A 23,628-nucleotide genomic window follows, 5' to 3' on the forward strand; every position below is an offset into this window, starting at 1 on the left:
ATTTATTACCATGCATGTATTTAACTCACCTGGGGGATTAATTTTGATGAAAAGGCATTTTCAGAGTATGAGTACTAAAATTATTTTTGCTTTGTTTTTATTATTTTTGATTTTACAACACCAATACATTTATCTTTATTTTGATGATTACGGTCATGCTTCGTTAAGTTATGGCAAAGTGATACCAAATGTTAACGGGACAAACTTTAATTTTGAACAGTTTATTGCATGGATATCTTGGTACTATATGGAGTGGGGTGGAAGAGTTGTTTATTATTTCCTTTTCCTAATTCCGTTATTGTCTAAATCTATCTCGTTGTTTATGTTTATTCAATCAATTATTCTCTTTTTTATATTTTTTTATATGTATAAAATCATTCAAATATTTAGTGAAAAATTCTGTCCGCTAATTACTATAATTAGTTTAATTACATTATTTGGATTAATATCAATTGATTTATTAAAAGAATCCGTATATTGGGCATCTGCATCTGTATGCTATATTTGGTCATTACTTCCTTTGTTAATGGGGATTTATTATTTTATTAATGCTTCAAGAAATAAAGAATCAAACATTAATAAGTGGGAGTCAATACTAATATCAGGTTTATTCTTTTTTGCAGCTTCTTCATTTGAACAATCTGGAGCAGCAGCACTAGTTTTTGTAATATCTTATACATTATTTTCATTAATAAAAGGAAAAAAGGTGTCCTTAAAATTAGTTATTCCCTCATTTTTCTTTTCTCTACTTGGTGTGTCAATCCAATATCTTTCTCCAGGAAATTACCAACGCATGAAATTAATGCATGCTGATTTTTTGGAATTATCCTTTTTGGATAAACTTAGAAGTGGGGTTCCTAGTATCGTAAATTATATTTTTGACCCCAGGATATCCATTTTTATTGTTATATTAAGCATTTTATCTATCGCTTCGATCGTATTTTATTGTAAGCACAGTGGAAAACGTTTTTGTTATCTGTTATGTGCGATGCCAATTCTTTATCTTATTAATATATACTTCGGTTTTGAAATGGATATCTCATTTAAGTATTTGCTATTTGCTATATTGTCCATCTCTTTGTTACTTTTTTTATCTGAAATTGATGAGGTTGTTCCTTTATTCATTACTATTTATTCATCGATTTTTTGTTTAGTCTTGTCACCAGTCCTTCAACTAAGATCGTTAGTTTTCTTTTTGATTTTACTTTTTATTCCTATAGTTATTGTTTTGAACAATATTTTTATGCTGATTTCTAATAAAAATAGAGTGCTGTTCCTCATTGTAATGATTGCTTTTATGACTATTTCATTCAATAATTATAAAAATAACTTTATTGGTTACAAAGTAAATTATGAATATGCTATGGAGAATCATCGTTTACTTACTTCGGCTAATAGAACTGGAAATATAGATAAAATCCAATTGTATAGATATCCCATGGACTTATATAGAGAGCCAATGCCATATGATGAATCAACAGCATATTCAAAATACTGGTTAACTCAATATTACGACCTACCCGAAACTATTGAGATTGAATGGGTTCAGCCATCTATTGAATAACAAAATTTTGTTATGTGGAATAAGTTAAATTAAAAACTACATCATAACAGATGTAGTTTTTGGTTTAACTTAAAAATGGAATTAACTTAGTGGAAATGCAAACTCAAACTAACCACGATCGATTAGGATGGGTGAATCAATCTGCTTTAATTATCAAATTTCTTTTTCTTTATATAATAGCTCTCCCTTTACGATGCCCCCTTGTCCATTTGTTAGTTCCACCATCCAGTCCACAAAGGTTTGGATGTCACCTTCTTCGACAAAAGCTTCAATTTCAACCTTATCGAGATAGTGGATTTCTTTTATTTCATATACGGAAGAACGAAGCTCATTTTCTAGCTTGCCGAGCCATGTGTAATCGACAGTAGTATGCATGATTCGCATTAACCGTCGTTCAACGATGCCGGTTGCTGAGAGACCTTCGGTTGTGGCTTTGCCATAGGCGCGAATAAGACCGCCGGCCCCTAGTTTAATGCCGCCAAAATAACGGGTAATCACGACTACTGTATCTTTAAGCTTCCGTTTTTTTAACACCTCTAATATGGGAACGCCAGCTGTACCGCTTGGCTCGCCATCATCATTTGCTTTTTGGATTTGATCATTTTCCCCAATTAAATAAGCAGAACAATTATGAGTGGCATTCCAGTGCTGTTTTTTGATGCTTTGGATAAATGCTTGAGCCTGTTCCTCGTTTTCTGCTCTAGCAACATGGGCAATAAATCGAGACTTTTGAATCACGATTTCATGCTCACCACGCTCTTTCACCGTTAGATATTGAGGTAACATATCAAATCACTCCAATCTATATGTACAAAAAGTTTTCTGCAAAAATCATCTTTTTTTGACAAAACATGAGAGAAAATGATGGGAATCGAAAAAAATAGACAGGTACTTTCTAACTGATTGTAATAAAATTTGCCATAAGAAGATAGTGTTTTGTGTTATAATTTAAACATTCTGAAAAGGTAAAAATTAGAAATTATCTGAAATCGAAAGTGGAGCCATCTATAAGGTAACATCCCATTTCCATGGGTAGAATAAAGTATTTCAGCACGCTCATTCCAAAGAAACAGAACTGTAATCGGATTGAAATATTAGCTGTGCGTTCTACCCTCAGAAAATAGAAAGTGACTTTCGAATCATATTTTAACGCTAAAAAAATCCCGTTCTACGATTTTTGGGTCGGTAGAATGGATTAGTTAGACGGGAAGAAGATGAATAACTCCCGAATCGGATCGAGAACTACTTATGGATCCAAATACCATTTTAAGGAAAGTTGCGATAAGGGGAGAAAAAGTGACAACAAGTATTGTAATTATTGACGACCATCAGTTATTTAGAGAAGGTGTAAAAAGCATACTCGAATTCGAGCCAACATTTAAGGTTGTAGCAGAGGGTCAAGATGGACAAGAAGCCGTTGCTTTGATTGATACATATACACCAGATGTTGTCATCATGGATATAAATATGCCAAATACAAATGGAATTGATGCAACTAGACAGCTAATTGAAAAAAATCCAGATACGAAGATCATTATTTTATCATTTCAAGATGATGAATATCACGTGATGCAAGCATTAAAGACTGGAGCAAGCGGCTATTTATTGAAAGAAATGGATGCAGACATGCTAATTGAAGCTATAAAGGTTGTTGCAGCTGGCGGAAGCTTTCTTCATCCGAAGGTGACACATAATCTTGTGAATGAATATCGGCGCCTTGTTGCAGCTAGTGTTGAAAGCGTTGAAGTCCGACCTTCTACATACTTTGCTAATGAAATTCGCCGTCCGTTACACTTATTAACGCGCCGGGAATGCGAGGTACTCCAGCTACTGACTGATGGGAAAAGCAATCGAGGTATTGGTGAAACTTTATTTATTAGTGAAAAAACAGTCAAAAACCATGTGAGTAATATTTTACAAAAAATGAATGTAAACGACCGAACACAGGCTGTAGTTGTGGCCATTAAAAATGGATGGGTTGAGGTGCGCTAGCAGGGAAACAGATAAGCACAAAATGGTTAAGAACAAAATAAACCTTAAAATTTGAAAGTAATATGACATATATCCAAATGCTTTGGAGGTATCACTTTTGCGCTGTACTTTAACAGCGTTTTTATTTTGGCATTAAAATGATTAATGTCTCTAGAAAAATGCATTTTAGTGGTTTATCATATAAAATTGTTATAATACATATTATTGAAGAAAAAGTAACGAGGATGGTAAGCCGATATATGAAAATTGCAGTTGTAACGGATAGTACAGCATATATACAGAAAGACATTCTAGAAAAGCTTCAGATAAAAATGATTTCATTAAATGTAATTTTCGGTAATGAGGTTTATCAGGAAGAGAAAGAGCTTGGGCCTGAGGACTTTTATCGAATTGTAAAGGATCGTGAGCTGCCCACTACCTCGCAGCCTCCGATTGGTGAATTTGTTGAGCTATTTGAATCGCTATCAAAGGAGTACGATGCCGTCATTAGTATCCATCTTTCCAGTGGAATAAGTGGCACGTATCAAGGGGCGGTGACCGCTGGCACGATGGTTGATGGAATTAAAGTATATCCATTCGACTCAGAGATTAGCTGTATGGTGCAGGGCTTTTATGTGATTGAAGCCGCAAAAATGGCACTTGCAGGCAGCAGTCCCGAAGAAATTATGACACGCTTAAATGAAATGAAGCAAGATGTACGTGCGTATTTCATGGTTGATGATTTATCGCATTTGCAGCGTGGCGGGCGTCTTTCCAGTGCCCAAGCCTTTATTGGTAGCTTGCTACAGGTTAAGCCATTGCTTCATTTTGAGGACAAAAAAATAGTTCCGTTTGAAAAAATTCGCACGAAACGGCGGGCAATGAAACGAATTGAAGAATTGTTAAAGGAAGCTGTTAATGATGGTGCACAGTACGAAGCAGTCATTATTCACGCCAATAATGAGGAAGAGGCACAAGTATGGCGGGCCGAGCTTGAACCACAACTGCCGAATGTAGACTTTACCATTAGCTACTTCGGTGCCGTCATCGGAACCCACCTCGGCGAAGGCGCAATGGGCCTAGGCTGGTCCAAAAAATCTTGAACGCAGTAAAGCAGTGGGGGACTGTCCCCCGTTGCAGCACCGTGTTAAAGTGATGGGGGACTGTCCCCCACTGCTTTATAGTACTAAAGTATTGAGGTGATAGTATGAGTTTTGAGAATCCGCCTCTTGGTTTCCCCAACGTTAACCCCGATTTTTGTTATGATCGTGACATCCAAACGATAACCACTGGAAAACAACTACTTTATGAAGATCTTCCTTTTTCCCGCGAGCAAATACAGCTTCACTATGAACATGGCTATCTTATTTTTCGCAACGGGCTTGAATTTATCAAGAAAACACCGCGGTGCGTCCGATGTGGAAATACTGATTCCTCTTGGTTTGGAACATTCCCGTGTTCGAGATGTGGACAAGTCTGCACCTATTGCCGGAAGTGTATTATGATGGGCCGAATTAGTTCTTGCACAAAGTTGATTAGCTGGAATGGCCCTGAGCCAAGCATAGAGCCCTCTCTAAGCAGCAATACCACAAAACCTACACTAGAACCTATCGTAAGCCCTAACGCTCAACCTACCCTATTAGCGTGGTCAGGCCGTCTCTCGGAAGGACAAACCCATGCCTCAATCAAAGTGACCAAAGCAATTCACAACAATAAAGAGCTCCTTGTTTGGGCTGTATGTGGTGCTGGAAAAACGGAAATCTTGTTTGCTGGCATTGAAAAAGCACTTCAGAACGGCGAGCGAGTCTGCATTGCCACCCCAAGAACCGATGTTGTGCTTGAGCTTACCCCTCGACTACAAGCAGCCTTCCCATCGATTTCGGTAGCCTCCTTATATGGTGGAAGTTCAGACCGACACCTTTTTGCTCAACTGACCATCGCAACAACCCACCAATTGCTCCGCTTCTATCATGCATTTGACTCGTTGATCGTTGATGAGGTTGATGCGTTCCCTTACTCCGTTGACGAAACGCTTCAGTACGCTGTCAATCAAGCAAGAAAGCCCAATTCCTCCCTCATTTACTTAACTGCTACTCCTAATCAAAAATATCAAACAATGTGCAGGAAAGGAAAAATGGAGAATGTCATGATTCCAGCCCGATTTCATCGCCACCCTTTACCAGTCCCAGAACTCATTTGGTGTGGCAACTGGAGTAAATTACTGAAACGAAACAAACTCCTCCCAAAAAATGTGCTGCTTTGGTTAGAGCAGCGAGTGAAGGAACATAAGCAGGCACTATTGTTCCTGCCAAAAATTCAATTAATTGACGAATTGCTTCCGATTTTAAAAGCAAAATTTCCTTCTACTGTTATCGAAGGAGTCCATTCTGAGGATCCCAATCGAAAAGACAAGGTGGGCCGGATGCGAAAGCAAGAGATTTCCATTTTGTTAACGACAACGATTTTGGAACGAGGGGTAACGTTTCCGAATATTGATGTAGCCGTGTTAGGTTCGGAGGATGCAATATTTACCGAAAGCGCACTTGTGCAAATTGCCGGTAGGGTCGGTCGAAGCACAGATTATCCAAGTGGTACTATTACCTTTTTTCATTATGGAAAAACGAAGGCGATGGTACGCGCATATCGGCAAATTACAACGATGAATCAGAAGGCCAGAAGACTAGGTTTGATAAATTGAACCTGCATGAGAATAAAGGAGGTCCGCTTATGCTAAATCAGCTATTACAGAACAGCACCTGTGTCATTTGCCATGAGGAAATAGCAATTGAAATGGGCTGGGTGCAGTTGTTTTCTAAGGAAACTGAATCATCTATATGTCATCAATGCCAGAATAGGTTAATCAAGATAAGTGGAGAAACCTGTAGAATTTGTGGTCGTTCCTTTGAAAATGGGGAATATTTATATAAGCGGGATGACCTCTGTTTTGACTGTGTTCGTTGGGAGGAGGACTCGGAATGGTCTGGCCTTTTGGCGAGCAACACCCCGCTCTATTCTTATAATGATTTTTTAAAAGAAAGCTTAGCTATGTTTAAGTTTCGTGGTGACTATATGATTATTCATGCTTTTTCTGATTTTCTTAAAATAAAGCTGAATGAGCTGAAACCAGATCTATATGTCCCAATCCCATTGAGTGCCGAACGCTTGTATGAACGCGGGTTCAACCAGGCAGAAGCGATGATAAAAGAAGCAGGACTCGTCCCAACGCATTTGCTTTCAAGGATTCACTCCGAGAAGCAATCGAAAAAATCTCGGTCTGAGCGAATCCAAATCCCGCAGGTGTTCTGCTTGGCTCAAGATGCTGCTCCAGAAGAAATCCAAGGGAAATCGATTCTACTTGTCGATGATATTTACACAACGGGTTCAACACTGCGCCATGCTGCAAAAATTTTAAATGATGCTGGTGCGGAAGTCGTAACATCGCTAACATTGGCAAGAGGTTAAATAAGAAAATAAACATTATTTGGAATGTCAAGGTTTTATCAGACATAACCATTAAAGAAAGCCTGTTCAAAAATTAGACACAATTAACCAGGGTTTTAGCAGGATTTAAAGGGGGTAAAATAGAAATAGATTACATAGCTTTTATTACTACAGCATGGAAAATTGATTCGAGTTTAAAGTTGGCAGACTTTAGAGACAAGTTGTATACTCTAATCATAAGCTGTGCTCATTAACAAAAGGAGGAGTTACTTATGAACTACAGCATTCGTGGTGAAAACATTGAGGTTACTCCAGCAATAAGAGAATATGTAGAGAAAAAAATTGGAAAATTGGAGCGTTATTTTACAGAGACCCCAAATGCACAAGTGCATGTTAACCTCAAAGTATATAGCGACAAGAAGTCTAAAGTAGAAGTAACCATTCCAATGACGCAACTAGTGTTACGCGCAGAGGAAGCAAATGAAGATATGTATGCAGCGATTGACTTAATTGCAGATAAATTAGAACGACAAATTCGCAAGCATAAAACCAAAGTTAACCGAAAATTCAGGGAAAAAGGCGGACTGACTTCAATGTTCAACGTTTTAGACGAGAACAAAGAAGCTCCTGTTGTGGAAGATGATCTGGATTTAGAGCTTGTCCGTACGAAGCGTTTTGACCTTAAGCCAATGGATAGTGAAGAAGCCATTCTACAAATGAATCTGTTAGGTCACAGCTTCTATGTATTTACGAATTCTCAAACTCACAACACTAACGTCGTTTACAAGCGTAAAGACGGTCGCTATGGATTAATTGAAGCACAATAACCAAATATTAGTGTGAATCTGGCACAGTCCTAAGTTCGCTTAGGGCTGTGTCTTATTTAGACTCGAAATTTCTTACATCCGAAGCTATTTCTACAGAAAATTTAAAAACCTCCTATAGAATTCTGCAATTCAAACTAGGTATTTTCCTCCCTCACCCCAGTGAGCAATCATATCCTCAATCCTAAGAAATGGCTGCTGTACAGCAAAAAAATTCCACTATTGTAGTGTAAATAAACCCATTTTTAAAATCCATCATGGTTATGAACAACTTTAGTTATTATAATAATAATGGAAGGTTCGATAAAATAAGGGGTTTCCCCATAGAAAGAAACACGTTCCGCAAAGGAAACTAGAAGGGTGAGCGAGCTTAATGAAGCAAGTTGATATATTTTTGGCTTTTTTTCGAGTAGGGGTGCTCGGATATGGTGGCGGTCCGTCCTCGATTCCATTAGTACATAAAGAGGTAGTCGAGCGGTATAAATGGATGAATTCGGATGAATTTAGCGATATTTTGGCACTTGGAAATGCCTTACCTGGACCCATTAACACGAAAATGGCGGGTTACATTGGCTACCTGGGTCGGCGGGATGCTTGGGATGATAAATGCTGTACTTGCAACGGTAGTACCAAGCATTATCCTCGTGATTTTACTGTTAACCGTCCTTAATGCATATAAGGATAAACCATGGGTTAGTGGAATGTCACAAGCAGTTGTACCTGTTGTGGCGGTGATGCTCGGCACGTTAACATGGGATTTTTACAAAAAGTCGGCTCAGTCTAATTTGGGAAAGCGCTGGACCGTTTTGCTGATTATCGGCAGCTTCATTTTACTTCAGCTGGTGGGGCTTCATCCGGCCATCATCATCTTTGCACTGTTAATTGGAGCATTGGCACTGAAAAATAAAAACAAAACATCTGAACCAATGAAGAAGGTGCTAGGCAAATGATTTATATTAACCTCTTTTTAGCCTTTTTCATTCCTGGAATTCTTGGCTATGGTGGTGGCCCGTCCTTTATCCCGCTTATTGAAGCAGAGGTGGTTGACCGGTACCATTGGCTTTCCGTCAATGAATTTAGTGAGGTTTTGGCAATAGGGAACTCTCTCCCAGGTCCAATTGCGACGAAAATGGCCGGCTATATCGGCTATGATGTGGCTGGAGTGCTCGGTTCGATCATTGCCGTTTTCGCGACGGTAGCGCCTTCGTTAATTTTGATGATTACCTTGCTTAGCTTGTTAATGAAGTTTAAAAACTCCCCACGAGTCAAAAGAATGACTATGGTTGTGCGCCCGGTGATTGCCGTTTTACTAGGAATAATGACTTATGATCTTATTTTTTCATCTTATGAAAGTTCAGGCTGGATTCACACAATTTTTATCGGTGCTTTAAGCTTCTTTCTTATGGAAAAAGTAAAGGTGCATCCTGCGTTTGTTATTGCTGGGGCATTAGTATATGGGGGATTTTTTTTATCATAATGTAGAACGCCAACTCTTGAGAGGAGTCGGCGTTTTTTGTGGTTTTTCTGGCATGGCCTTTTTAATTTAGAATAATTAAAATGTACGGATAAACAGCGAGAATTTTCGGATAGCAAGCGGGAATCTACGGATAGCGAGCGAGGATTTACGGATAGAAAGTAAGAATCCTCGGATAGAAAGAAAAAATCTACTGATAGAACAAGAATCCTCGGGTAGAAAGAGGAGATCTACGGATAAAAAGTAAGAATCCCGGATAGGCTCCGGATAGTGAGCGAGAATCCCTAGCTAGACAGGAGAAAATTGCAGTTAAGAGCAAAATTTCAGTTGATTAAGCAGCAATAAAACAATTTAATGCTTCCTACCTCAATCAACCACCTCATACGCTGTTCCTTTTGTGCGGATTTCAAATCAAATTCTTACTATCATCAGTGCCCTTCCAATGGCGTCCGTTTTCCCTTATTCCGACCAGACAAAAACCAGCCTCCGATTGCGATTAGAAGGAGGATTACCCAAAAGCTGAGCTTCCAGCCGCCACTCTTAGGGAATTTTTCATAAATAATTCCGATATCAGGGTGTGCTAATGTGTAGACTGCAAGCTTCACTCCAACCCAGCCGACAATTAAGAAAGCAGCCGTTTCCAGTCCAGGTCGCGAGTGTAGGATTTTTGTGAAAAATGTAGCAGCAAAACGCATGATAACAAGCCCGATGATTCCGCCTGCTAAAATAACGATAAACTGACCGCCATCAAGGCCGCCGATTTGAGGTAAATTCGTTTCCGGCAATGCAACTGCAAGGGCGACCGCTGCCAAAATCGAATCGACCGCAAAGGCTAAATCAGCTAATTCGACCTTTAAGACAGTCATCCAGAAGTTGCTTTCCTTTTCGTCTTTTTGTACATGATCTTCTTTTTCACGCTTTAGAACATACCGTTTGACGATATGATTAAGTGAAATAAAGATTAAGTACACTGCTCCAACTGCTTGAACCTGCCAAACATCAGCTAGAAACGAGATAATAAAGAGCGAAATAAATCGGAAGACAAAGGCACCAGCAAGCCCATAAAATAGAGCTTTCTTTCGTGTTGTTTCTGGGAGAGGCTTGACCATAATCGCGATCACTAATGCGTTATCCGCAGCTAAAATCCCCTCGAGACCAATCAATACTAATAAGACCCAACCATATTCGAGCAATAAACCTGCATCCATATCTTGCGCTCCTTTCAGTAGCACATGCTCTTATTAGTGTATTTAGAAGGGCGAAATTCATTCAAAAAAGAGAAATTGAGGTTCGTTTCTATCGGAAAACGTGGTATTAGTCCGTATTTTTGGTTCTTTTTTGGTAATGAAAATAGCCCAGTTCAGAATAATCTGCGCTAGGATTTTGTCCACGGACATACAAGCCCTTATTTTGCTAAAATCCCCCTGTTTCTAAACTTAAGCGGACACAGGAGCCCTTATTTATATAAAAACCACAGAAGGATGCCAATTAATGATCAAATAACGAACCTGATGTCCTCGTAGCATATCAAAACACCCCATTTTGTAAAAATAGGGGAACAGATGTCCGCTCAACAAATCGCAGGATTACTTCGCCAATCATCGTACCTAAAAAATCCCAGGAGTCCATTGCACCCATGCAAATATCATATCCGCATGAAAAAAGACTAACAAATTATCAAACAATTTGTTAGTCTTTTATTGCCATCGGTTACGGAAACCGTTCCCCGACTAGGCTCTCTTTAATTACTCATACTTGCCATGGCAGTTCTTATATTTCTTGCCGCTACCGCAGTAGCAAGGGTCATTGCGGCCAAGTTGTTCTTTTTTGACAACTGGTTTTTTCTTAACGGTTTCTCCATCTTCTTTTGGATTAACGGCGTGCCCTTTTGCAACCTCTTCACGTTGAAGATTGTTGCGGATTTCGGCTTTCATGATGTATTTTGCAGCTTCTTCTTCGATTGATTCAACCATTGCTTCGAACATCGCAAATCCTTCAGATTGGTATTCGTTTAAAGGATTGATTTGGCCATAGGCACGAAGATGGATTCCTTGACGAAGCTGATCCATTGCATCGATGTGATCCATCCATTTTGAATCAACAGAACGAAGCAGGATGACTTTTTCAAATTCGCGCATTTGCTCTTCAGATAGCTGTTCTTCTTTTTCAGCGTAGCGCTCTTTTACTTTTTCAAAAATAACATCCTTCATTTCTTCTGGTTCTTTGCCTTCTAGGTCTGCTAAGACAATGTCAACCTCACGAAGCAGGTTGGCATGGACATAGTCAACGATACCTTGCAGGTTCCATTCTTCCTCATCTTCTGTTGGTGGAGTATGAGCATCCACGTTACGAGCAATCGAGGCAATGATCATATTTTGAACGATGTCGCGCAGGTTTTCTGAATCAAGGACATCATTACGCTGCTTGTAAATGATTTCGCGCTGCTGACGCAATACATCGTCGTATTGTAAAAGCTGTTTACGGGCGTCAAAGTTGTTGCCTTCAACACGTTTTTGGGCAGATTCAACTGCTTTGGATACCATTTTGCTTTGGATTGGCTGTGAATCATCCATGCCCATCTTTTGCATCATGGCTTTCATATTATCAGAACCAAAGCGGCGCATCAGTTCGTCTTCCATAGAAAGGTAGAATTGAGTTACCCCTGGGTCTCCTTGACGTCCAGAACGTCCGCGGAGCTGATTATCAATCCGGCGTGACTCGTGTCGTTCAGTACCAACAACCGCAAGACCACCAAGTTCAATAACGCCTTCGCCAAGCTTAATGTCTGTACCACGACCCGCCATGTTGGTCGCAATCGTAACGGCACCTTTTTGGCCGGCTTCCATAATAATTTCAGCTTCTCGGCCATGGTTTTTCGCATTCAGGACGTTGTGGCGTACACCTTTTTTGATTAACAGACTGGAAATAAGCTCAGATGTTTCAATTGCAACCGTACCGACAAGGACTGGCTGCCCTTTTTTATGGCGGTCGGCAATATCTTCAACCACCGCATTGAACTTACCAGTCATAGACGCAAAAATTAAATCGGGACGGTCATCACGGATAATTGGCTGGTTAGTTGGAATCGCAACAACATTCATATTATAAATATTGCGGAATTCCTCTTCCTCCGTTTTTGCTGTACCAGTCATCCCCGCCAGCTTCTCATACATCCGGAAATAGTTCTGGAATGTAATGGTTGCGAGAGTCATGCTTTCATTTTGAATCTCAAGACCTTCTTTTGCCTCGATGGCTTGATGCAGGCCTTCACTGTAACGGCGCCCTTTCATAAGACGGCCGGTGAACTGGTCGACAATGATGATTTCGCCTTCTTGGACAACATAGTCCACATCAAGATGCATGCTGACATTCGCTTTTAGAGCCTGATTTATATGATGATTCAGCGTAACATGTGAGTAGTCGAACAGGTTATCAATTCCAAATGCTTTTTCAGCCTTGGTGATTCCTTCCTCTGTCAGCATGACGCCTTTTGTTTTCTCATCGTACGTATAGTCTGCTTCTTTTTTCAATGTACGGACGAAAGCATTAGCTTGAATATATAATGCCGTTGACTTTTGTGCTGAACCTGGAAATGATAAGCGGTGTCCGAGCTTCATCAATTAGGATGGAGTCAACCTCGTCAATGACGGCATAGTGAAGCGGCCGTTGAACCTTTTGGTTATTATAAAGGACCATGTTATCCCGTAGGTAATCAAAGCCATACTCATTGTTTGTTCCATATGTGATGTCTGCTGCATAGGCTGCTTGCTTTTCTTCCTTTGACATTCCGTTGAGGTTTAAGCCGACAGTTAGTCCAAGGAATTCGTATAGCTGCCCCATTTCAGTTGCGTCACGACTAGCTAAATATTCATTGACGGTTACGACATGAACACCTTTTCCAGTGACCGCATTTAAATATACAGGCATCGTAGCGGTTAACGTTTTCCCTTCACCTGTTTTCATTTCGGAAATATTCCCCTCATGAAGAGCAACACCCCCCATTAATTGAACTGGGTATGGATATAGACCTAAAACGCGACGAGCCGCCTCACGGACAACTGCAAACGCTTCTACTAGAAGATCATCAACAGTTTCACCTTTTTGGTAACGCTCCTGGAACTCTGCTGTTTTTGCGCGAAGCTCGTCGTCAGATAGTTTTTCTGTTTGACTCGCAAGTGCATCAATTTGTTCCGCTTTTTTCGTTAAGCGTTTTAAGTCGCGCTTATTTTGATCAAACACTTTATTTAAAATTCCAAGCATTCATTAACGCTCCTTTATTCGATTGGAAAACCGTTATTGATGGTAGGATTCGCCAAAGCTTAAGTAGAATCCTTTTAAAATAAATCGAGTAATTTCTTACTAATATTATCACTTCCGATATAGGGTGACAACTTTGCTGAGCAATTGCTATGTAAAGATTATATGAAGAAATAAATATATAAGGATAAGAGTCGAATTCTATTCACAATTTAACTCACCAGTAAAATTCAAATAATGGAACCAAACTACTTTTTTACCTTTATCTAGGTTAATATCGTTTTTAAAATGTTAAAAGTATAATTATCTGAATTGAGCATCTTTTCACAAAATATACATTGGTAATTAACCCATATCTTGTAAGATACTATTGTTATAGAGAGATAATTTTACCGTTTCTAGATTTATAGAGAGGTGATGATCATGGCTTTTTGGAAAAGAGAGAAGAAGGGTCCTCCAGAAGAAAATCCTGAAGGTAAGAAAAAACCAGGCTTAATCCGTAGGCTTTGGCGGAAATTTAGAAGTATTGATTGGAAAAATCCAGTGAATCGCTGGAAGTTATTATTTGTTTCATTATTTATTGTCATTTTCGGATTAACCTTTGTTGGTGGAGCAATCGCATTTACCAATAGTCCAAGCTTCTGTAAGGCGTGTCATGAAATGGCGCCGGAACATGTTACCTTTGAAAAAAGTGCTCACAATCAAGTGACATGTGTCCAGTGTCATATTGCACCAGGGAATGTTGAAATGGTCTTACATAAGATTGGTTCTTTAAAAGAGGTATATTATCATATTACCGGTGTGCCAGATCCGATTGTCCAAACCGTGGCTGTATTGGATGAAAACTGCGAACAGTGCCATTCAAAGAACCGCTTAGTAACGGCAACTGGAGATCTTATCGTCAACCATGAAGGACATATCAAAGAAGGAATCCCTTGCGTTGTATGTCACAGTGGGGTGGCGCATGCAAAGGTTGTTGAACGTGGAATTAATGGTTCTGAATCGTATGACGCTTGGACGATGGAAAACTCTGATAAACTAATGGACCAAAAATATATGAGGCCGAATATGGGTTCTTGTATTGATTGCCACGACCAAGTGAATCAGGGTAAAAAACCATGGAAGGATTATTCTTACCGAGTGCCTGAAAATCCTCACGCTGAGGGACACAGTGATAAGACAAAGGGTAATGAAGCAGAGGCTGCGAAACTAAGCGCAGCAGAGGAAGAGCAAAAGAGCAAAGAGGCTACACAGGATATTATTCTTCAAGCTATCGGGAAGCAAAAGACAGATGTAAAACTCTCAATGGAATGTTTCACCTGTCACCAAGAAATTAATACACCACAAAACCATGATATTGCTGAATGGAATCAAAATCATGGTGGCTACGCCTTCCAAGAACTTGATAAATGTATGAATTGTCATCAAGATGAAAAATGGATTAAGCATTTCGGAAAACAAAATATTGATGAATTATTAAATACTAGTTCTGACAAAGAAAAATATACTGCAAATATGATTCAGGTTAAAGATCAATCCCGCCAGAATCATTTCTGTAGTACGTGTCACGCCAACCGTCCTCCAGGACATCTCGATAGTGACACTTGGTTAACCGCCCACGCACCAAAGGCACAAACAAACGAAGAAAAGGCAAACTGCTATGTTTGTCATGATCGAGAAAAGCCGGATGAAAATGCGACAGGAATTAAAGCGCCAACTGACGTTTACTGTCAATTCTGTCACCGTACTGGGTTTAAGGGTGAAAAACTTTAAAATATAATTCATAATATCCAAACTGCTTTAACTAAGGGGCACAACTAGAGATTCAGAGTTGTGCCCCTTTTTGTCATCTCAAAATCTCCTGAACGAACAAGGAGTTTGAGAAGGGGGGCTTTTGGAAATGAAAAAATTAAAATTTCCATTAAGCGTAATTATTGTTTTAGTGTTGATGCTGATAATTGTTGCCAAAGTGATGTCGCCTACCATCCTAGAAACCGTTAATCGAACTGAGACCACCTCACAAGTCAATGGACAGGATTTTTCAGACCGCGTTCACATTGAATTTCAAAACAACACCAACTCGTGTAGAAGCTGCCATGAACCTCTTACAACGGTTTCTAGCAACTATTTCTACCATAATGGGGTATATTCAACCTGTACGGCCTGTCATGACGGTTCCTTAGGAATCTATAATGTGTTTACTGGAAATGATTCTTCTGGTAGTTTCGGTGGCTCTTATTCTGGGAATATGTCGATTCACAATGTAAACTCAGCTCTTAAAAATGAAGCGGCTCCAGGCGGAAACCGCAAAAGTGAAGAAGATAACTGGACCGCTAATTTTTCATGTGGCAGCTGTCATAATCCCCACGGGTCCTACTCTGACCGTTTATTAATAAATAATCCAAATAATATGGGGAATGTAACCGCTGATAAGGGTGGGAAAAGATTGGTTGGGGTCCCGGTAGTAAAAACTTTTACGGGTGCTACAGCCAGTTACATTTTATTAAAAACTACCTTAATGAGCGATCCCTCTATATCCTATCCCAATGCTTCTGTGGGACCTGGAGTATGTTAAGACGGGATTAAACAAAGGAGATGTAGTTATTCAACTTTATAGGAAGAATGGCACAACCTATGTTGCTGAAAAAGATCCTTGGTTAACTGGATTTGACTGGGATCTAAAGTTAGGTAAATTATATTGGACCGCATTCTATGAATCCGCTGATTCCCCTCAATTGCTCCATGCCGATTTGCTAAAAGAAGGGGTCATTCTTGGAAATGGCTTTATTGCAGCTAAGGCAAATGATGCAGACGCAGTGTTTCCATCAAATATTTTAATTGCAAATATTTCACGTGCCTATGTAGTTAAGCTTGACGTTCAAACAAGTACAGATCCAAAATATTCAGCATTTCATGCTACAACAACAAATGTTTCAACACTTTGGTCCGCTAATGATGGTAGAGGAAAGTCGATGTCAGCATTTTGTTCTTCGTGCCACACTGATTATCTAGCCAAATCTGGTTCATTAACAGGAATATTTAGCCATGCGTACCGACATACAACCATTTCAGACCGATTTACGTGTGTACGCTGCCATTATGCTCATGGAACGGATGTTACATTAATGAAAGATGCACGGGGGAAACGGTTAACGAAATTATTACAGATCCAACTTACTTCCCGGATATAAAAATCAAATCCGTACGGGTTGCCTTGGCGAGAGATTATATGTTGGATAGAAATCCTTCATCTGCTCTAAAACGTTATACTAACATGTCAATATGTTGGGGTTGTCATCATGACAATACATTTTTCGTAAATACTAGTTACTACAAATCTGGTTCTGTTGCAGCGCAGCCATAGAAAGATGTATTTTAATTACTTTTTGGAAAAACCTCCACTTCGAATTGACTAAAACAATGTCCATGTTAAGAGGACACTATATTTATTTGTTTCTCCATTTTTATTTGAATACTATTTTCCTTTAAAAATATATTCAATGGTGTATTTCTTATTAGCACTGTAGAATGGCATTTTACATAGCGAGAAATTTCATAAAAAAGAGAGACAACAAACCGCTCTTTTGTGGTACTATTTTACTAAAATGTCTTTTTGGAGAGTACTAGCTTTGGTAAAATATGATTATAAGGGGGGATTGTTATGGCTTTTTGGATAAAAAAGGAGAATATTGAGCCAGATCAAAAACCCGTCGAATGGACTGAAAATCATGAGGAATATAAAAATAGCCGAGAAAAAAAGAAAAGCTTACATCACTGGAAGCTAATTGTTGCTGCGTTAACCGCATTTCTTGCTTTACTAGGTCTAATATATGGAGCAATTTCCTATACCTCCACTCCCCCTTTTTGTGCGACTTGTCATGAAATGGCAGCGGAGCATGTGACTTTTCAAGCAAGCGCTCACAATCAAATAAAATGTACTGAGTGTCATATTAAACCTGGAACAGCTAATTTAGTCATACATAAAGTAGAGTCACTAAAGGAAGTTTACTCCCATATTGTTGGACCGCCGGATACGATTATTCAAACCGTCGCTGTTTCAGACGAAAATTGTAAGCAGTGTCATTCGAAAAATCGCCTAATATCCGCAACCGGGGACCTAATCGTTAATCACGATGGCCACATCGAGGAGGGTATCCCATGTATTACCTGCCATAGCGGGGTTGCTCACGCTAAAGTGGTTGAAAGAGGTATTAACAGATCAAATACATATGATTACTGGACGACGGCAAACGCAAAAAAGCTAATAGATGAAGAATATGTCAGACCAAATATGGGAACATGTATTGATTGTCACGACCAAGTAAATCAAGGGAAGAAACCATGGAAGGATATTGCGTATAGCTTACCAGAAAATCCTGCAGAAAAAAAAGATAGTGATAGCATTTCTGCATTCAAGCCCACACCGGAAATGGAAGCGGGAGTCCTTGAACGTGACGTTCCGGAAAACACACAAAAAATAATCCTTCAGGCTCTCGGCCACCAAAAAGACGGTGTAAAGATTTCAATGGATTGTTTCGTCTGCCATCAAAAAATTAATACTCCTAAAAATCATGGTGAAGAAACATGGGGGAAACGCCATGGGTACTTTGCATTAAATGATTTGAATGAATGTTTAAAATGCCATCAGGACTCTAAATGGGTTAAAAAATTTAAGCAACAGGATATAAGAGAATTGCTTTCTGAAGATAAAGAACTGGAAAAAAGTGTTCAATATCCTATTTCAATAAAAGAGTTATCCCGCAAGAACGATTTCTGTATTACCTGCCATTCTGTTTCAAGACCTGATGATCATCTAGACCGTTATACTTGGTTAACAGACACGCATCGAATGGCAGGAGACTCAAAGGAAGCCCGTGAAGGCTGTTATGTATGCCATAATTTTGAGAAGCCTGAACCAAGCAAGGGAATCACAGCACCTTCGGACGTATACTGTCAGTTTTGTCATAAAAACGGATTTGTTGGCGAGACTATTGCAAGTGTAAAATAGTAAAAAGGTAATCATGTTTTACAACAATAGAGAACATTTTCTTCACAAAAAACACACTTCACTTATTTGACAAAAAGTTTGTGAATTTATCTTTTTTAGTGGCTCAATCTCTGAATGGTGTACGATTGCTCCAAACTTTTTGATTATTAAAATCCACATAACTAAAGAGCAGGATTGAACGATGATCTTCTTCATCGCTCAATCCTGCTCTTTTATTATCTCTGAATATTTTTTTCAATTGATTAAGCATTATTTAGTTGAACCTTCAAAACTACTATATAAAAAACTACTCCATTCATCTCTCTTGTTTTTGTTCACATAGAGTAGACACAATTGTTTCCATTCTGTCACTTTTATGTGATTTTTGTGAGTTTTTTTTGAGTATGATTTTGATAGTGAAATAATTTATTAGGAAAGTATTTAACACCGTCATCGCGTTGCTTTCTTTCCTGTTTAAGCGGTTTCAATTTTATTATTTAATCTCCACCTTTTTTACTAGAATGTGTAAAAACTAAATAAAAAGTAATGCATCTTTTTTCACAAATTGTCCATTGGAAAAAACCCTTACAAAGTAAGATACTAACTTTAGAGAGGTAAAAAACATAGAAAAATAACAAGATATGATTAACATCAGAAAGGGTGAACATCAGTGGCCTTTGGGAGAAAGAAAAAGACCCAAGAAGAAAATCCAGGGGAAAAGAAACCCGGTCTGGTCCGAAGACTTTGGAGGAAGTTCCGTGGTATAGATTGGCAGAATCCTGTTAACCGCTGGAAGGCTCTATTTGTATCATTATTTGCTTTTATTGCATTACTAGGAGTTATGTACGGAGCTGTCGCAGCTACTTCAACTCCAACATTTTGTAAAACCTGTCATGAGATGGCTCCAGAGCATGTAACGTTCACAGCCAGTGCGCACAACCAAATTTCTTGTGTACAATGTCATGTGAAGCCAGGTATCGGTAATACTTTAGTCCATAAAGTCGAAGCACTAAAAGAAGTTTACTATCACGTTGTTGGACCACCAAACCCAATTGCACAAACAGTGCCAGTATTAAACGAAAACTGCGAACAATGTCACTCGCAAAACCGTTTAGTTACTGCAACTGGTGACCTGAAAGTAAATCATAAAGGTCATGTTAAAGAGGGAATCCCATGTATCACATGTCATAGTGGGGTTGTTCACGCCAAAGCGGTTGAACGTGGACTTAACACTCAAGAAAACTTAGATTACTGGACTGCAGACAATGCTGAAAAATTGATGGGCGAACAGTATATGCGTCCTAATATGGGAACCTGTATTGACTGTCACGATCAAGTCAACCAGGGCAAAAAGCCTTGGAAGGATGTTGGGTATAGTCTTCCTGAGAGCACCCATGGTAAAAAGCATGATGAAAAAGAAGCTACAAAAGAAGGCGAAGAACATGAAGCAGAAGCTACTGAGGTAAGTGCTGCTGAAACTGAAAAAATTAGTCATGATAAAACGCAAAACATTATCCTCCAAGCCATTGGTAAACAAAAAATAGATGTAAAGCTATCAATGGAGTGTAAAACTTGTCATATCGAAGTGAGTACACCTAAAAACCATCAAAACGAACAATGGGCACAAAGTCACGGTGGTACTGCTTTAGATAAACTAGATAAGTGTATGGATTGTCACCAAGATTCAAAATGGATTAAGAAGTTTGCAAAACAAGATATTCAGAAGTTACTAATGGACAGCGGAGATAAAGAAAAATATACAAAGAATATCCTTGTTGTCAAAAGTGAATCTCGCCAAAACCATTTCTGTAGCGCATGTCACGCAAACCGTCCTCCAGGACACGTCGATAGTGACACATGGTTAACGGCACATGCTTCACAGGCACAAACAAACGAAGCGAAGGATAATTGTTACGTCTGTCACGACAAAGAAAAGCCAAACGAGGCATCAACCGATATCAAGGCGCCAACAGATGTTTATTGTCAATTCTGTCATAGAACTGGATTTAAAAGTGAAAAGCTTTAACGATTAACCGCTTTAAATAGGAGGGAACTCAGATGGAAGAAGAACAGATCGAACAGACCCCCCTCCCCAGCTGACGAAATATAAGGTGATAAAAGCAATGACCTTGATCCTGGTTTTTATCACTGTTTTTATTGCACTCGGATATGTAGGAGTAGAATCAACGTCAAGTTCAAAATTCTGCTCCTCTTGTCACGAGATGAAACCTGAATTTTATACTTGGAAAGCATCCAGTCATAGCGAAGTTGATTGTGTACAGTGTCATATTAGCCCAGGTGCTGAGAACTTTACCAAGGCAAAAGCTAATGGTTTGATGCAGGTGTATAAGAAAAAAACGAACACCTATGTTGCTCCAATCCGAATGCCAAAAGAAATACCAGATTCAGCATGTGAAAGGTGTCACAATATAAATACCCGAAACTTCAGTGTATCAGGGGATCTTATCATTCCCCATGACAAACATAAAGCAAAAGATGTTGAGTGTATTCAGTGTCACAGTGGTACAGCTCATGGAAAAATCTCTGATCGTAGAATGACATTTCAGGCTGATTATGATAAATGGGATGATACAGTCGGTACAGTTGCGATGAGTGATTTGAAATTTGTAAAGCCTGATATGGAAAGCTGTATGGAATGCCATAGAGCACGGAAGGTGACTACAGAATGTTCAGCTTGCCATACTACAGGAATGATTCCAAAAAGCCATAAAAAAGAAGATTTTAAACTAGGAACTCATGGCGAACAGGCTGCAACAGATCTCCAGAAATGTAATATGTGCCATAAGGACATGTCAACTAAACCAATAGAGGGCTATGATGAGGAATCAACTCTAAAAAAAATCCTAAATGGTAACCAAGTACAACCAAAGAAAAAGAACCAGTACAATTATGCCAAGGAAAACACCTTCTGCAGTGATTGCCATAGTAAGCGGCCAGCAAGTCACACAAAATATTTTGTGACAGAGCATGGGGCGCAAGCGAAAAAAAATAAAGAACGTTGTACTGCTTGTCACAGTATCCAAAAACAAAGTGACTCTCCGATAAATATTGTTGCTTGTGCTTCCTGTCATCCAAGTAGTCATGCAAGAAGCATAGGTTGGAGGGACAGGCATCCAATCGAAGTGAGTCCAAATCAAAAACTTGTTAGAAGCTGCTATCAATGTCATAACGAAGCTAAATGCGGTAGTTGTCATATTGATAAGGATGCTCAAGAAAGCGCAAAGAATATAGTAAACATTGAGAATACCGAGAACAATGAGGAGTGATCTCTTATGGAAAGTACTGCAAATGAACTCTCCAAGGATTCAGGTAAACAACCTGAATCAAATGAAAAAAAGGAAAATCACCGAAAAATGACCGTTTTAAATGGTGGCAGGCGTTATTAATTTTAACTCTTACACTCGGTGTTTCAGTAGGAGCAGGATACTATATAAGCAATAAATATTTTTGGTCTGATGTAGATATGAATCGTATTAACGAGCAACTTGCCTACTATAAGGATAAAGTCGATGCAAAGCCAAATGACCCAGCATTAAGAGTAAATCTTGGATATACCTACTTTTTAAAGGGTAAAAACGATGATGCAATTAAACAATTAAAAGTTGCATTAGATCTGGATAAGAAAAACTATGATGCATACTTAAATCTATCAATTGTATATAACGATGAAAATCGCTTTGATGATGCTTTGAAGGCAGCACAAAAAACAGTGGAAATTAACCCAAGAGATTATAAGGGTCAACTCCAAATGGGGACAATCTACCGAAAACTTAAAATGTATAAGGATTCTCTTGAAGCTCTTAACAAAGCAAATGAATTAATGCCCAGGAAATACAGATATTATCTATCAAATTGGCCGGCTCTCAGAGGATCAAGGAATGAAGAAAGAGGCTGCTGATATCTATAAAGATGTTCTGACCTATGACCCTTTACACAAAGAAGCGCTTGCTGGCCTAGATCGAGTTAATAAAAAATAACTTACATGACTAAAGGGAGTTGGAACATGTGAAGAAAAAAACAGTCTATAAATGGATGGGTGTCATCGTCAGCTTAACGATCATCGCATTTGTAGCTATTTACTTCTTAAATTTACAAGATAAAGTAGAAAAAGCAAAAAGTATTGTTGACCGAAACGGACCTCCTGCTTTTAGTCAACTAATATATGGTGATTTTGATAAGGCCTTAGATAAACCGATGGATGTCGCAAAAATTGGTGAATTTATCTACGTTTCTGATACAAAGAATAAACGTGTTCAAATCTTCGACTCTACCCGGAACACCAATTTCTACATTTGGTAAAGAAGGCTCCGCTAAGGGAGAGTTTATGTTCCCGTATGGAGTAACTGGTGATAAAAAGGGAAATGTATATGTAGCAGACTTATATAACGGAAATATCTCTATCTTTGATAAAAAAGGAAAATTTATCGATTACTTTAAAGAAAATGGTAGCAATGTAATAAAGTCTCCTGGTGGTTTACGTATCATAGAGAACAAGCTTTATGTAACTGATATCGAAAACAGTCAAGTTTATGTGTTTGATCTAAAAGGGAAGTTATTACTTACTGTCGGTAAATCTGGTGAAAATGACGGTGAATTGAGAGCTCCTAATGCTGTAACTGCTGATAAAGACGGTAATATTTATGTCGTAGATTCAGGTAATCAACGTGTTGAAATCTTTAATAAAGAAGGAAAATATAAAAATACAATTAACGGATCAAAAGATGGTAAAGGGAGCTCCACTTTTGTAAACCCTCGTGGAATTGGTATTGATTCTCGGGGAATCGTTTACATCGTAAATAATATGACGCATTATGTTATTGGATTTAATGCTAAAGGTGAAAAAGCCTTTGAATTTGGTGGAATGGGTGACGCAAACGAGCAATTCTACCTGCCAAATGGACTTTTTGTGGATGACACCGATCATGTATATATAACCGATACCTTAAATCAACGCGTAGCTATTTATTATTAAAATCATGATAAATAGTTAGTCCTTAAAGGTGGTGATGCCTGGAATTAGCGATAGAATGTATTCTTAAGAATTTACTAGAGAGAGAAAAAATCAAACAAGATTTAGGGAGGTTTTTAG

18 protein-coding genes and 2 pseudogenes are annotated in these 23,628 nt (G+C 38.8%); 17 read left to right on the plus strand and 3 right to left on the minus strand.

What is annotated here, in order from left to right; genetic code table 11:
* Window positions 1-46 precede the first annotated feature (46 nt).
* Window positions 47-1,564 carry a DUF6056 family protein gene (locus RGF10_RS03320; RefSeq protein ID WP_318509321.1) on the plus strand — a complete coding sequence of 506 codons (1,518 nt, stop codon included), beginning with the start codon at window positions 47-49 and terminating at the stop codon, window positions 1,562-1,564.
* A 153-nt stretch (window positions 1,565-1,717) separates the two neighbouring features.
* Here RGF10_RS03320 and RGF10_RS03325 read toward each other — a convergent pair whose 3' ends face one another.
* On the minus strand, window positions 1,718-2,350 hold the full coding sequence (locus tag RGF10_RS03325) for a YigZ family protein (RefSeq protein WP_318507274.1): 633 nt from the start codon (window positions 2,348-2,350) through the stop codon (window positions 1,718-1,720).
* A 462-nt stretch (window positions 2,351-2,812) separates the two neighbouring features.
* Here RGF10_RS03325 and RGF10_RS03330 point away from each other — a divergent pair, with 462 nt between their 5' ends.
* From RGF10_RS03330 to RGF10_RS03360, 7 genes and pseudogenes are all read left to right on the plus strand, one after another.
* Entirely contained in the window at window positions 2,813-3,556 is a 744-nt protein-coding gene (locus RGF10_RS03330; RefSeq protein ID WP_318507276.1) for a response regulator transcription factor, read from the plus strand.
* A 239-nt stretch (window positions 3,557-3,795) separates the two neighbouring features.
* Window positions 3,796-4,638, plus strand: a complete 843-nt coding sequence (locus RGF10_RS03335; protein ID WP_318507278.1) for a DegV family protein — start codon at window positions 3,796-3,798, stop codon at window positions 4,636-4,638.
* A gap of 104 nt (window positions 4,639-4,742) precedes the next feature.
* The gene (locus RGF10_RS03340; protein WP_318507280.1) at window positions 4,743-6,233 is read left to right on the plus strand and encodes an ATP-dependent helicase ComFA; all 1,491 of its coding nucleotides are present in this window, start codon (window positions 4,743-4,745) and stop codon (window positions 6,231-6,233) included.
* Between the two features lie 29 nt (window positions 6,234-6,262).
* Window positions 6,263-6,997 (plus strand): ComFC family protein, encoded by a 735-nt coding sequence (locus tag RGF10_RS03345; RefSeq protein WP_318507282.1) that lies wholly within the window; start codon window positions 6,263-6,265, stop codon window positions 6,995-6,997.
* Between the two features lie 251 nt (window positions 6,998-7,248).
* Window positions 7,249-7,803 carry a ribosome hibernation-promoting factor, HPF/YfiA family gene (hpf, locus tag RGF10_RS03350; RefSeq protein WP_318507284.1) on the plus strand — a complete coding sequence of 185 codons (555 nt, stop codon included), beginning with the start codon at window positions 7,249-7,251 and terminating at the stop codon, window positions 7,801-7,803.
* Between the two features lie 370 nt (window positions 7,804-8,173).
* A pseudogene (locus tag RGF10_RS03355) lies at window positions 8,174-8,750 on the plus strand (chromate transporter).
* Window positions 8,747-9,277 carry a chromate transporter gene (locus tag RGF10_RS03360; RefSeq protein WP_318507286.1) on the plus strand — a complete coding sequence of 177 codons (531 nt, stop codon included), beginning with the start codon at window positions 8,747-8,749 and terminating at the stop codon, window positions 9,275-9,277. Before RGF10_RS03355 ends, RGF10_RS03360 begins: the two are co-directional and overlap by 4 nt.
* A 425-nt stretch (window positions 9,278-9,702) precedes the next feature.
* On the opposite strand, the gene RGF10_RS03365 is transcribed toward RGF10_RS03360, so the two are convergent.
* Together RGF10_RS03365 and secA are read right to left on the minus strand one after the other, a co-directional pair.
* Window positions 9,703-10,482 carry a TerC family protein gene (locus tag RGF10_RS03365; RefSeq protein ID WP_318507288.1) on the minus strand — a complete coding sequence of 260 codons (780 nt, stop codon included), beginning with the start codon at window positions 10,480-10,482 and terminating at the stop codon, window positions 9,703-9,705.
* A gap of 537 nt (window positions 10,483-11,019) precedes the next feature.
* Window positions 11,020-13,534 (minus strand): annotated as a pseudogene (gene secA / locus RGF10_RS03370) (preprotein translocase subunit SecA).
* Between the two features lie 420 nt (window positions 13,535-13,954).
* On the opposite strand from secA, the gene RGF10_RS03375 reads away from it, so the two are divergent.
* From RGF10_RS03375 to RGF10_RS03415, 9 genes are all read left to right on the plus strand, one after another.
* Window positions 13,955-15,304: a cytochrome c3 family protein gene (locus RGF10_RS03375; protein ID WP_318507290.1), complete on the plus strand. Its 1,350-nt coding sequence runs from the start codon at window positions 13,955-13,957 to the stop codon at window positions 15,302-15,304.
* Window positions 15,305-15,431: 127 nt separating this feature from the next.
* Entirely contained in the window at window positions 15,432-16,106 is a 675-nt protein-coding gene (locus RGF10_RS03380) for a cytochrome c3 family protein (RefSeq protein ID WP_318507292.1), read from the plus strand.
* Window positions 16,078-16,722 (plus strand): hypothetical protein, encoded by a 645-nt coding sequence (locus RGF10_RS03385; RefSeq protein WP_318507294.1) that lies wholly within the window; start codon window positions 16,078-16,080, stop codon window positions 16,720-16,722. Before RGF10_RS03380 ends, RGF10_RS03385 begins: the two co-directional genes overlap by 29 nt.
* Window positions 16,723-17,192: 470 nt before the next feature.
* Complete coding sequence (locus RGF10_RS03390) at window positions 17,193-18,539, plus strand: cytochrome c3 family protein (protein WP_318507296.1); 1,347 nt, start codon at window positions 17,193-17,195, stop codon at window positions 18,537-18,539.
* 649 nt (window positions 18,540-19,188) lie between these two features.
* Window positions 19,189-20,544, plus strand: a complete 1,356-nt coding sequence (locus tag RGF10_RS03395; protein WP_318507298.1) for a NapC/NirT family cytochrome c — start codon at window positions 19,189-19,191, stop codon at window positions 20,542-20,544.
* An 85-nt stretch (window positions 20,545-20,629) separates the two neighbouring features.
* Window positions 20,630-21,805 carry a NapC/NirT family cytochrome c gene (locus RGF10_RS03400; protein WP_318507299.1) on the plus strand — a complete coding sequence of 392 codons (1,176 nt, stop codon included), beginning with the start codon at window positions 20,630-20,632 and terminating at the stop codon, window positions 21,803-21,805.
* 197 nt (window positions 21,806-22,002) lie between these two features.
* A complete protein-coding gene (locus RGF10_RS03405; RefSeq protein ID WP_318507302.1) occupies window positions 22,003-22,437 on the plus strand; it encodes a tetratricopeptide repeat protein in 435 nt (144 codons plus the stop codon).
* A gap of 107 nt (window positions 22,438-22,544) precedes the next feature.
* Window positions 22,545-22,838 carry a hypothetical protein gene (locus tag RGF10_RS03410; protein WP_318507304.1) on the plus strand — a complete coding sequence of 98 codons (294 nt, stop codon included), beginning with the start codon at window positions 22,545-22,547 and terminating at the stop codon, window positions 22,836-22,838.
* 25 nt (window positions 22,839-22,863) lie between these two features.
* Window positions 22,864-23,511 (plus strand): 6-bladed beta-propeller, encoded by a 648-nt coding sequence (locus tag RGF10_RS03415; RefSeq protein WP_318507306.1) that lies wholly within the window; start codon window positions 22,864-22,866, stop codon window positions 23,509-23,511.
* Window positions 23,512-23,628 lie beyond the last annotated feature (117 nt).

This window comes from Bacillus sp. T3 (assembly GCF_033449965.1).
Lineage (GTDB): Bacteria > Bacillota > Bacilli > Bacillales > Cytobacillaceae > Bacillus_BU.